At 70.8% G+C, this 12,108-nt stretch carries 9 protein-coding genes; all 9 read left to right on the top strand.

The genetic code is table 11. The features are described 5' to 3' along the window. Nucleotides 1-41 precede the first annotated feature (41 nt). A complete protein-coding gene (locus QE397_RS06605; protein WP_307092439.1) occupies nt 42-1,778 on the top strand; it encodes a UDP-N-acetylmuramoyl-L-alanyl-D-glutamate--2,6-diaminopimelate ligase in 1,737 nt (578 codons plus the stop codon). Beyond that, nucleotides 1,775-3,226, top strand: coding sequence for a UDP-N-acetylmuramoyl-tripeptide--D-alanyl-D-alanine ligase (murF, locus tag QE397_RS06610; RefSeq protein ID WP_307092441.1), 1,452 nt, complete (start codon nt 1,775-1,777; stop codon nt 3,224-3,226). The genes QE397_RS06605 and murF overlap by 4 nt, the downstream gene beginning before the upstream one ends. Beyond that, nucleotides 3,223-4,302 (top strand): phospho-N-acetylmuramoyl-pentapeptide-transferase, encoded by a 1,080-nt coding sequence (gene mraY / locus QE397_RS06615; protein WP_027505847.1) that lies wholly within the window; start codon nt 3,223-3,225, stop codon nt 4,300-4,302. The genes murF and mraY overlap by 4 nt, the downstream gene beginning before the upstream one ends. Before the next feature lie 7 nt (nt 4,303-4,309). Continuing rightward, the gene (murD, locus tag QE397_RS06620; RefSeq protein WP_307097391.1) at nt 4,310-5,800 is read left to right on the top strand and encodes a UDP-N-acetylmuramoyl-L-alanine--D-glutamate ligase; all 1,491 of its coding nucleotides are present in this window, start codon (nt 4,310-4,312) and stop codon (nt 5,798-5,800) included. Then, entirely contained in the window at nt 5,797-7,356 is a 1,560-nt protein-coding gene (gene ftsW / locus QE397_RS06625) for a putative lipid II flippase FtsW (protein ID WP_307092444.1), read from the top strand. The genes murD and ftsW overlap by 4 nt, the downstream gene beginning before the upstream one ends. Then, on the top strand, nt 7,353-8,474 hold the full coding sequence (gene murG, locus QE397_RS06630; RefSeq protein WP_027505849.1) for an undecaprenyldiphospho-muramoylpentapeptide beta-N-acetylglucosaminyltransferase: 1,122 nt from the start codon (nt 7,353-7,355) through the stop codon (nt 8,472-8,474). Before ftsW ends, murG begins: the two co-directional genes overlap by 4 nt. Then, nucleotides 8,471-9,946 carry a UDP-N-acetylmuramate--L-alanine ligase gene (gene murC / locus QE397_RS06635; protein ID WP_307092446.1) on the top strand — a complete coding sequence of 492 codons (1,476 nt, stop codon included), beginning with the start codon at nt 8,471-8,473 and terminating at the stop codon, nt 9,944-9,946. The genes murG and murC overlap by 4 nt, the downstream gene beginning before the upstream one ends. Nucleotides 9,947-9,960: 14 nt before the next feature. Further along, nucleotides 9,961-10,752, top strand: a complete 792-nt coding sequence (locus QE397_RS06640; RefSeq protein WP_307092449.1) for a cell division protein FtsQ/DivIB — start codon at nt 9,961-9,963, stop codon at nt 10,750-10,752. 174 nt (nt 10,753-10,926) lie between these two features. Further along, a complete protein-coding gene (ftsZ, locus tag QE397_RS06645) occupies nt 10,927-12,108 on the top strand; it encodes a cell division protein FtsZ (RefSeq protein WP_027505852.1) in 1,182 nt (393 codons plus the stop codon).

Consider the following 12,108-nt stretch of genomic DNA (forward strand, 5'->3'; position numbering starts at 1 on the left):
GACAGTGCAGGGCGTTCACCTGCACCGGGGCGGACTTCGCCATGGCACGTCTCGTGGCGTGCCGACTCGCCGGTAATCTGATGCGTCGGCCGCCGACCACCGGTCGGCGGCACTCGCATGTTCGGCGCCGAGGCAGTCACCGCACCGGCCCGAACGCCCACCGTCCGCCCGTCACCACAGCAGAGGAGCGTCTCGAAGTGCCCAGCTCGACTCTCCGCCCGCAGCGGCCCACGGTCACGTCGGCGACCGAGCTGGCCGGAGAGATCGGTCTGCGCCACGGAGTGCTCGTCGACGGTGCGCTGGTCGACGCGACGGACGACGTCGGCGTCACGGGCATCGAACTGCGCGCGCAGAGCATCCTGGCGGGCGATCTCTTCGCGGCCCTGCCGGGCGCTCGGTCGCACGGCGCCGCCTTCGCGGGCGAGGCGCTCGAACGCGGAGCGGTCGCCGTGGTCACCGACGACGAGGGTGTGGCCCTCATGATCGGTTCCGGCGTGCCCGACGGCACTGCCGTCCTGGTGCATCCGCAGCCCCGCTCGATCCTCGGCACGCTGTCCGCGGCAGTGCACGATCGGCCGTCCGCCAAGATGACGGTCATCGGCATCACCGGCACCTCGGGGAAGACCACCACGTCCTACCTGGTGGAGGCGGCGCTGCGCGCTGCCGGACGCACTCCCGGGCTCATCGGCACCATCGAGACCCGTATCGGCACCGAACCGGTGCCGTCCGCGCTGACCACGCCCGAGGCTCCGAATCTGCACGCGATGTTCGCGGCGATGTACGAGCAGGGGGTGGACACGGTCGTCATGGAGGTGTCCTCCCACGCGCTGTCCCTCGGCCGGGTCGACGGCACCACCTTCGCGGTGGGCGCGTTCACGAACCTCTCGCAGGACCACCTCGACTTCCATCTCACCTTCGAGGACTACTTCGCGGCCAAGGCCCGGTTGTTCGCCGAGGACTCGCCGGTCCGCGCTGATCGCGCCGTCGTCTGCGTCGACGACCGGTGGGGCCGGCGCATGGCGGAGATCGCGGCGGCCGGTGGCCGAGCCGCCCCGCTCACCGTGGCGACCACGACCGAGGGGACGGCCTCCTGGTCGGTGACGTCCTGGTCGTCCGGGCCGGACGGCACCCAGCAATTCGAGGTCGCCGCACGGGACACCGTCCTGTCGGCGTCACTCCGGATGCCGGGGCGCTACAACGTCGCGAACGCCGTGGTCGCCGCCGCCGTGTGCGCGGAGGTCGGGGTGGATCCGGCGGTCGCCCTCGCCGCGATGGCCGAGGTCGACGTGCCCGGCCGCATGCAGCGCGTCGAGCGTGGTCAGAACTTCCTGGCCGTCGTCGACTACGCCCACAAACCCGCCGCACTCGAGGCGGTGCTGGCCACTCTGCGCGCTCAGACCGACGGCCGCATCGCCGTCGTCGTCGGCGCCGGGGGAGACCGCGACGCCGAGAAGCGGCCGCTGATGGGCGAGGCGGCGGCGCGCGCCGCAGACCTGGTCGTCATCACCGACGACAACCCCAGATCCGAGGACCCGGCCGCCATCCGCGCGGCCGTCCGGCGAGGCGCCGACGCCGTCGGCGGTAGCGCCGAGGTGCGCGAGATCTCTCCGCGCGACGAGGCGATCCACGCCGTGGTGCAGTGGGCGAAGGACGGCGACGTCGTCCTGATCGCCGGCAAGGGCCACGAGGTGGGGCAGGACGTCGGCGGCATCAAGTACCCCTTCGACGACCGCCGTGTACTCGCCGACGCCCTCGACCGACAGAAAGGCTCGATGTGATCCGACTGTCCCTGTCCGCCGTCGCGGACATCGTGGAGGGCACACTGCACGACGTCCCCGATCCCTCCGTGGAGATCACCGCCGGCGTCGAGTTCGACTCCCGGAAGATCACCGAGGGCGGACTGTTCCTCGCTCTGCCCGGTGAGCGCGTGGACGGTCACGATCATGCCGCCGGTGCCGTCGCCGCCGGTGCCGTCGCGGTGCTCGCAGCGCGGCCGGTGGGCGTTCCCGCCATCGTCGTCGAGCACGAGGACGGACCCGGGGCGGCCGTTCTGGACGCACTCGGGAAGCTGGCCGCGGCGTCCGTCGCCGAACTGGCCGCCGGCGATCTCACCGTCGTCGGTGTCACCGGAAGCTCGGGGAAGACATCGACCAAGGATCTGATCCGCGCGGTGCTCGAGCGTGCGGGCACCGTGGTCGCACCGCCCGGCTCCTTCAACAACGAGCTCGGGCATCCCTGGACCGTGCTGCGCGCGGACGCCTCGACACGGTTCCTCGTCCTCGAGCTGTCGGCGCGGGGACGCGGCCACATCGCCGCGCTGGCCGCGATCGCACCGCCGCGGATCGGTGTGGAACTCAACGTCGGCACCGCGCACCTCGGCGAGTTCGGCTCGCGCGAGAACATCGCCGAGGCCAAGTCCGAACTGGTGCAAGCGCTTCCGGCTGCGGAGGCCGGTGGTCTGGCGATCCTCAACGCCGACGATCCGCTGGTGGCAGCGATGGCGTCGAAGACCACCGCTCGCGTCGTCACCTACGGGTCGGACACCAGTGCCGACGTCCACGCGCTGGACGTCCGCCTCGACGAGACCGCGCGCGCGTCGTTCACCATGGTCACGCCGTCGGGGAGCGCTCCGGTGTCGCTGCTGGTCCACGGCGAGCACCAGGTGGGCAACGCATTGGCGGCGGCGGCCGTCGGCCTGGACTGCGGCATGGACGTCGAGACCGTCGCGGCCGCGCTGTCGGGCGCGGAGGCCGCCTCGGCCCGGCGCATGGACGTGCGCACGCGCGTCGACGGCGTCACCGTCGTCAACGACTCCTACAACGCCAACCCGGATTCGGTACGCGCCGCGCTGAAGGCGCTCGTCACGATGGCGCGCAGTGGCCGCGACAGGGGTCGGCGGTCCTGGGCCGTGCTGGGTGAGATGGCCGAACTCGGCGACGAGTCGGTGATCGAGCACGATCGGATCGGGCGCCTCGCGGTGCGTCTTGCCGTCAGCAAGATCATCGTCGTGGGAACGGGTCGCCCGTCGCACGGCCTGTACCAGGGTGCCGTCATGGAAGGGTCCTGGGGCGAGGAGGCCCACCTGGTTCCCGATGCCGACGCCGCGATCGCGCTGCTGCGCGACGAGGTGGAGCCGGGTGACCTGGTGTTGGTGAAGGCGTCCCAGTCGGTGGGGCTGTGGACCGTCGCGGAGGCATTGCTGAGCGAGCAGGGGGAGACTCGGTGAGACAGATTCTGTTCGCGGGCGGTATCGCGCTGGCGGTGGCGATCCTGCTGACGCCCGTGTTGATCAAGGCGTTCTCGAAGCAGGGGTTCGGCCAGGAGATCCGGGTCGAGGGTCCTGCGAGCCACCAGTCCAAGCGCGGCACGCCCACCATGGGCGGCGTCGCGATCCTCGCCGGTCTGTGGGCCGGCTACTGGGGCTCGCACCTCATCGGCATCGGCTACGACGCGGACGGGCCGTCGGTGTCGGCGCTCCTGGTGCTGGGTCTGACGACGGTGCTGGGCGTGGTGGGCTTCCTCGACGACTTCATCAAGATCCGCAAGCAGCGCAACCTCGGACTGAACAAGACGGCCAAGCTGGTGGGTCAGCTGTTCGCCGCGGTGATCTTCGGTGTCCTCGCACTGCAGTTCAACGGTGCCGGCGGACTGACGCCGGGCAGCGTCCAGCTGAGCTACGTGCGCGACATCGCGACCGTCTCCATGGGCGGCATCGTCTTCATCCTGTTCTGCTACCTCCTCGTCAGTGCCTGGTCCAATGCGGTCAACCTGACCGACGGCCTCGACGGACTCGCGGCCGGATCGATGACCCTGGTGCTTGGTGCGTACACCGTCATCACGTTCTGGCAGTACCGGCAGGCGTGCACCACGAGTCCGGGACCCGGCTGCTACGACGTCCGTGATCCGCTCGACCTGGCCCTGATCTGTGCCGCTGCGGCGGGTGCGTGCATCGGCTTCCTGTGGTGGAACGCGGCGCCCGCCAAGATCTTCATGGGCGACACGGGCTCGCTCGCGCTCGGTGGCCTGCTCGCCGGCCTGTCCATCGTCACCCGGACCGAGCTGCTGATGGTCGTCATCGGTGCGCTCTTCGTGGCCGAGGCCGCGTCCGTCGTGATCCAGGTGGCGGTCTTCCGGTCGAGCCGCCGACGAGTGTTCCGGATGGCCCCGTTCCATCACCACTTCGAGCTCGGAGGATGGGCCGAGACGACGGTGATCATCCGTTTCTGGTTGTTGGCCGCCATCTCGTCGGCAGTCGGACTGGCTCTGTTCTACAGCGAGTATCTCTCGGCGATCGGCGACTGACGTGGTGTTGCACGATCCCCGCGAACCCCTCACGTCACCGCTCGACCTCCGGGGTCGCCGGGTTCTCGTCGCCGGTGGTCGGGTGTCCGGTCGCGCCGTGATTCCCGCGCTGCTCGAGGTGGGAGCCTCGGTGACGGTGGCCGACTCGGACACGTCCTCACTCGAGGCCTGCGCCGATCTCGGCGTGGACACGGTGTCGATGGACGCGATCGCCACCGACCGCGACGCGGTGGCCGAGAGCGCCCTCGTCGTCACCAGCCCGGGATTTCGCCCCGATTCGCCGTTGCTCACCACCGCGCTCACGGTCGGCGTGCCGGTGTGGGGCGACATCGAGTTCTCCTGGCGTATCGATCAGGCCGAGGTCTACGGGCCGCCGCGCACCTGGTTGGTGGTCACCGGGACCAACGGCAAGACCACGACGACGTCGATGCTCGCGGCCGTCCTCGACGCGGCGGGAGTGGCGTCCGCGGCGTGCGGCAACATCGGCGTACCGGTCGTGGACGCGCTGCGGCGCGACCCCCGGGCGGACGTGCTCGCCGTGGAACTGTCCTCCTTCCAATTGTTCTGGGCGCCGTCGGTGAGACCCGCGGCCGGGGTGGTGCTCAACATCGCCGAGGACCATCTCGACTGGCACGGCGGCATGGAGGCCTACGTCCAGGCGAAGCTCCAGGCGCTGCACGGCGACGTCGCCGTGGTGGGGCTGGACGACGCGATCGCGTCCACGCTGCGAGCGCGCGCCGCGGCTCCGATCACGGTCGGGTTCACTGCGCACGACCCTGCTGCCGGCGATGTCGGTGTCGTGGACGGCACGATCGTGGACCGCGCGTTCGGTGACGCCGAGTCGCTGGTGGAGACGGACGCCATCGAACCCGCAGGGCCCGCGGGACTGCAGGACGCGCTCGCCGCGGCGTCGCTCGCGCGCGCGGCCGGGGTCCCGGCCGAGCACATCGCGGCCGGTCTGCGGTCGTTCCGCGTCGGACCGCACCGCGCCGCCGTGGTGCGTGAGCTCGGTGGGGTGCTGTTCGTCGACGACTCGAAGGCCACCAATCCGCACGCCGCGAGGTCGTCGATCCTCGCGCACGAGCGCGTCGTGTGGCTCGCGGGCGGTCTGCTCAAGGGCGCGGAGGTCGACGATCTCGTCGCCGAGGTCGCCCCGCGGCTCGTCGGTGCCGTGGTGTTCGGCCAGGACGGCGACGTGATCGCGGCAGCACTCGGGCGACACGCGCCGGATGTGCCCGTGGATCGGGTGCCGTCGGGAGACGATGCTGGAGTGGCCGATGCGACTGATGTGACTGACGGTGACGAAGTGATGGCACAGGCGGTGCGAGCAGCCGCGCGCCGCGCCGAGCCGGGAACCACCGTGCTCCTGGCACCCTCGACCGCCTCGTTCGATCAGTTCCGGGACTACGGGCACCGCGGCGACAGCTTCGCCGCCGCCGCCGCGAGCCTCGGCCCGCACGATCTCGCTCCCACCGCCGACCACGGCACGCCGGCATGAGCCCGGCCCGCGGCGCCACGACACCCCCGTCGCGCGCCGGCGGACCCGTGACCGAGCCGGTCACCGCCGCCCGCCCCGGCCGTACGGCTCCGCGTCGACGACCCGTCCGCGCGAAGTTCGAGACATGGGTGGACCGGCCCCTCGCGTCCTTCCACCTCATCGTCACCGTGGCGGCACTGCTCACCATTCTCGGACTCGTCATGGTGCTGTCCGCGTCGTCCGTCGAGGCCTACGCCGAGGACGGTTCCGCGTACACGATGTTCACCCGGCAGGCCATCTTCACCGTGGTCGGCCTGGTGCTGTTCGTCGTGGCGCTGCGCCTCCCCATCCGGATCCTGCGCAAGATGTCGTTCCCGATGTTCGTGGTGTCGGTGATCCTGCTGGTGCTCGTGCTGATCCCCGGCATCGGAACGGTCGCGCAGGGCACCCGCGGATGGTTCACCATCGGCGGAGTCGGCCTCCAGCCGTCGGAGATCTCGAAGGTGACCTTCGCCGTGTGGGGCGCGCACCTGCTGGCGTCGCGCCGGGCGGAGCGTGCCGACCTCAAGGGTCTGCTGATTCCCCTTGTGCCCGCCGCGATGGTGATCTTCTTCCTCATCGTGATGCAGCCCGACCTCGGTACCACCGTGGCCCTGGGCATCATCCTCATGGCTCTGCTGTGGTTCGCGGGTCTGCCGGTCAAGGTGTTCGGATCGGTCGTCGGCGGCCTCTTCCTGGCGGCGGTGGTGCTCGCCCTGACGGCCGGGTACCGCTCCGCGCGTATCCAGCAGTGGCTGAACCCCGGCAGCGACCCGCAGGGCACCGGATACCAGTCGCGGCAGGCGCTGTACTCCCTGGCCGACGGTGGGTTGTTCGGTCTCGGCCTGGGTCAGAGCCGAGCCAAGTGGAGCTATCTTCCCAACGCGCACAACGACTTCATCTTCGCGATCATCGGCGAGGAACTCGGCCTGGTCGGGTGCATCGCGGTCATCGGACTGTTCGGGCTGCTGGTCTTCACGGGCCTGCGCATCGCGGCGCGGGTGCCCGATCCGTTCATGAAGATCCTGGTGGCGACGTTCACTGTCTGGATCCTCGCGCAGGCCGCCATCAACATCGGCTACGTCATCGGGCTCCTGCCCGTGACGGGACTGCAGTTGCCCCTGGTGTCCGCGGGCGGAACGTCCACCGCCATCACACTTCTGGTGCTCGGGCTGCTCGCCAACATCTCGCGACACGAACCCGAGGCGGTGGCCGCACTCGCGTCGGGTCACGACGGGAAGTTCGGCAGACTGCTCAGACTGCCGGTGCCAGAGCCCTACTCGCCGGTCAAGGCGTCGCAGGCGCGAGGCGGACCGCGTGGTCCGGGCCGACCGGGGGTGGCGGGACCCGCTGCGCGCCAGGCGTTGCCGCCACAGGCGCGACGACGCGAGTCCGAGTCCCGCGCGGCACGCCCCGCTCCCGAGCGACACGCGTCCGGACGCCCGTCCGCGCGGGATCCCCGACGGGGCGCCGCGGATATGGCACGCAGCGCCGCTGCCCGCGACGCACGATCACGAGAACGGAGACATCACCGGTGACAGGCTCTTCCGGCGTGTCCGTCGTCGTCGCCGGCGGCGGCACGGCGGGACACATCGAACCAGCTCTCGCGGTGGCCGACGCCCTGCGGGAGCTGGACCCGTCGATACGGGTGACGGCACTCGGAACCGAACGCGGGCTCGAGACGACGCTGGTACCCGCCCGCGGTTACGAGTTGGCACTCGTTCCGCCGGTGCCGTTGCCGCGCAAGCTGACCCGGTCGCTGTTCGCGTTGCCGGCGAACGTCGTGCGATCGGTCCGCGCCACGCGTGCGGTCCTGCGCGACGTCGACGCCGACGTGGTGATCGGCTTCGGCGGGTACGTCGCGCTGCCGGCCTACCTCGCCGCTCGCGGCACGGTGCCCGTGATCGTGCACGAGGCGAACGCGCGGGCCGGTATCGCGAACAAGGTGGGCGCCCGCCTGGCGACGAGAGTCCTCGCCGCCGTCGCCGGCTCCGGGATCCACGGCCGCGGGTCGTCGGAGGCCGAGATCGTGGGCATCCCCGTCCGGCCGACCATCACCGAGCTCGACCGCGCCGGACTGCGCGCCGAGGCGCGTGCGCACTTCGGACTGCCGCAGCACGGTCCCGTGCTGCTCGTGTTCGGTGGGTCGCAGGGCGCCCGCTCGCTCAACCTCGCCGTGTCCGGCGCGTCGGCCGCGCTCGCGGCCGCCGGCGTGTCGGTGCTCCACGCGCACGGCCCGAAGAACACCCTCGACGTCGCCACGGCCGATCCGGACGCCCCGTACGTGGCGGTGCCGTACCTGACCCGCATGGACCTCGCCTACGCCGCCGCCGATGCCGTCGTGTGCCGGTCCGGCGCGATGACCGTCGCGGAGGTCTCGGCCGTCGGTCTGCCCGCCTTCTACGTACCCTTGCCCCATGGCAACGGGGAACAAGAACTCAACGCGGGCCCGATCGTCGCGGCCGGCGGTGGTGTCGTGATCGCCGACGCCGACCTCACGCCGGAGTTCGTGGCCACCGACGTGGTGTCGCTGCTGACCGATCCCGATCGCGTGTCGGCCATGAGTGCGGCCGCCGCGGGCGCGGGTCATCGAGGCGCCGCCGCGGAGGTCGCGCGCATCGTTCTCGAGGTCGCCGGACGAGGTGGTCGGGCATGACGCGACACACCGTCGACGCGACCCTGCCGCCCGAACTGCAGCGCGTGCACATGGTCGGCATCGGGGGAGCGGGCATGTCGGGGATAGCCCGGATCCTGCTCTCGCGCGGTGGCCAGGTGTCGGGCTCCGACGCCAAGGAGAGTCGCGGCGTGAAGGCGCTGCGCGCCCGCGGTGCCCAGATACGGATCGGGCACGACGCGTCGGCGCTCGACATGCTCGAAGGCGGCCCGACGGCGTTGGTCACGACGCACGCGGCCATCCCGAAGACGAACCCGGAGCTGGTCGCGGCCGCCGAGCGTGGTGTGCCCGTCCTCCTGCGTCCGGCCGTGCTCGCCTCGCTGATGAAGGGTTTCCGCACCGTCCTGGTGTCGGGGACGCACGGCAAGACCTCCACCACGTCGATGCTCGTCGTCGCGCTGCAGCACTGCGGTGCGGATCCGTCCTTCGCCGTGGGCGGCGAGCTGAACGAAGCGGGTACCAACTCTCATCACGGCACCGGCGAGGTCTTCGTCGCGGAGGCGGACGAGAGCGACGGGTCGCTGCTGCAGTACGACCCCGACGTCATCGTCGTCACCAACGTGGAGGCGGATCACCTCGACTACTTCGGCAGCGAGGACGCCTACGTCCAGGTGTTCGACGACTTCGCCGCTCGTCTGTCCGCCGGCGGTGCCCTGGTGGTGTGCACGGACGACCCCGGGTCGCGGGAGCTGGCGCGTCGGGTCGCCGCGAAGGCGACCGACGGTGTGCGGGTTCTGACGTACGGCTCCGAGGACGCGCAGGTCGACGGCGCCGAGGTGTCCGCGACGCTGCTCGGGTGGGAGCCCGAGGACACCGGCGGCGTGGTGCAGTTCCGGCTGGCCGGCGAGGACCGTGCCCGCACCGTGCGCCTGGGTGTGCCCGGCCGGCACATGGCGCTGAACGCGCTGGCCGCCATCGTCGCCGCGCGCGAGACCGGGGCCGGAGTCGACGAGATCATCGAGGGGCTGGCCGGGTTCGCCGGTGTGCACCGACGGTTCCAGTTGCAGGGCCGTGAGCGCGGCGTGCGCGTGTTCGACGACTACGCCCACCATCCCACCGAGGTCCGCGCGGTGCTCGGTGCCGCGGCGGACCTGGTGCGCACCGCGGACACCGCGACCCCCGGTCGCGTGATCGTCGTGTTCCAGCCCCACCTGTACTCGCGCACGGTGACCTTCGCGGACCAGTTCGCGGCCGCCCTGGATCTGGCCGACGAGGTGGTCGTGCTCGACGTCTACGGCGCGCGCGAGGAGCCGGTTCCCGGTGTCAGCGGAGCGACGGTGGCCCGGTCGGTGACCAAGCCGGTGTACTACCAGCCCGATCTGTCCGCGGTGCCGCGTCAGGTGGCGCACCTGTGTGTCGCCGGCGACATCGTGGTGACGATGGGCGCGGGCGACGTGACCATGCTGGGAAGCCAGATCCTCGACGCTCTCCGCTCCACCCCGGCGCGGCGCTGAGTTCGGGACGTGACATGGCAGGACGACAGACCGTGAACGCGCGCGGTACCGGCCGCACCCGACCCGCGGCCACACCGCGTCGTGTCGGTGCGGAGCGGTCGACGCGGTCGCGCACGTCGACGCGGGCGCCGGCGCGCGAACCGCGTGTCGGTCGCCGCGGCAAGCTGTTGATCCTTCTCGCGCTCGTCGCCTCGGTCGCCTTCGTGGCGGTGTCGTACTTCGGTCCGCTGTGGGCGGTCTCCTCCGTGCAGGTGAACGGCAACGCCGCGGTCTCGCGCGAGCAGGTCGTGCAGACGCTGCAGGTCGAGGAGGGGACACCCCTGCCGAGAGTGGACACGGATGCTGCCGCGGCGCGGGTCGCCGCCATCCCGAAGGTCGCGTCGGTCCGGGTCCAGCGCGTGTACCCGTCCACGGTGCGGGTCACGGTCGAGGAGCGCGTTCCCGTCGTCTTCTTCGACGCGGCGGATGGTACCCATCTGATGGACGCCGAGGCCGTCGACTTCGCGGTGGAACCGCCCCCGCCCGGGGTGGTGCGCATGGTGGTGGCCAGCCCGTCCTTCGGCAACCTCGAGACCCGTGCGGCCCTGTCGGTGCTCACCGCGCTGCCCGGTCCGCTGCGATCGCAGGTGGCACAGATCGACGCGCCGACCATCTCGGCGGTGTCGTTGACGTTGTACGACGGCCGGGTCGTGGTGTGGGGGAGCAGTGAGGACACGGAGTACAAGGCGTCCATCGCTCTGCCACTGCTCACGCAGCCGGGTCAGACCTACGACGTGTCGAGTCCGGATCTGCCGACCATTCGGTGACGGTGACGTCCCACATATTTTTCCTGCGCGTGTCGGCGCGCCTAATGGAACCCGCCGAGCGGTGTCTCTAGCGTTTCACCCAGTCGATCACTTGACATAACTATGAACCTATGGTTCAGGTTGAGGGTTTGCCTCGACTGCATCATGCACACCAACCACGGAAGGCGAGAGCCCATGACGCCCCCGCACAACTACCTCGCCGTAATCAAGGTCGTCGGCATCGGCGGCGGCGGCGTCAACGCGGTCAACCGCATGATCGAGCAGGGACTCAAGGGAGTCGAGTTCATCGCGGTCAACACGGACGCGCAGGCGCTGCTCATGTCGGACGCCGACGTCAAGCTCGACGTCGGTCGCGAACTCACCCGAGGCCTCGGCGCGGGTGCCGATCCCGAGGTGGGCCGCAAGGCCGCCGAGGATCACAAGGACGAGATCGAAGAGGTGCTCAAGGGTGCCGACATGGTGTTCGTCACCGCGGGCGAGGGTGGCGGTACCGGCACCGGTGGAGCCCCCGTCGTCGCGAGCATCGCGCGCAAGCTCGGCGCCCTCACCGTCGGTGTGGTGACACGCCCGTTCTCCTTCGAGGGCAAGCGGCGCGGCGGTCAGGCCGACGTCGGCATCCAGGGTCTGCGCGAGTCGTGCGACACCCTCATCGTCATCCCGAACGACCGGCTGCTGCAGCTCGGCGACGCGGCCGTCAGCCTCATGGACGCGTTCCGCTCCGCCGACGAGGTGCTGCTCAACGGTGTCCAGGGCATCACCGACCTCATCACCACTCCCGGCCTCATCAACGTGGACTTCGCCGACGTCAAGGGCGTCATGTCCGGTGCGGGCAGTGCCCTCATGGGCATCGGGTCCTCGCGCGGCGAGGGGCGCGCCATCAAGGCGGCCGAGTCGGCCATCAACTCGCCGTTGCTCGAGGCGTCCATGGAGGGTGCACGCGGAGTGCTCCTCTCCATCGCCGGCGGATCCGATCTCGGGTTGTTCGAGATCAACGAAGCGGCATCGCTGGTGCAGGAGGCCGCGCACATCGACGCCAACATCATCTTCGGCACCGTGATCGACGATTCGCTGGGCGACGAGGTGCGCGTCACCGTCATCGCCGCCGGTTTCGACGGCAGCGGTCCGGCCCGTCGCCCCATCGAGGCACCGCAGAGTCAGTCTCGCGGCGCCACCGTGGGAACGGCTCGCGCGGGCGAGACGCGTACCGAGGACGACGGTCCCGCCGTCTTCCGCGACGCGCCGTCCTCGTCTCTTCCCCCCATCGGCGAGCGCGCCGCGCGTGCCACCGGACATCCCGTCCGGGTGGAGGACGAGGGCGACGACGACGTGGACGTGCCCTCCTTCATGCGTCGGTGA

Source organism: Rhodococcus sp. SORGH_AS_0301 (assembly GCF_030818285.1).
In the GTDB taxonomy this organism is placed as follows: domain Bacteria; phylum Actinomycetota; class Actinomycetes; order Mycobacteriales; family Mycobacteriaceae; genus Rhodococcoides.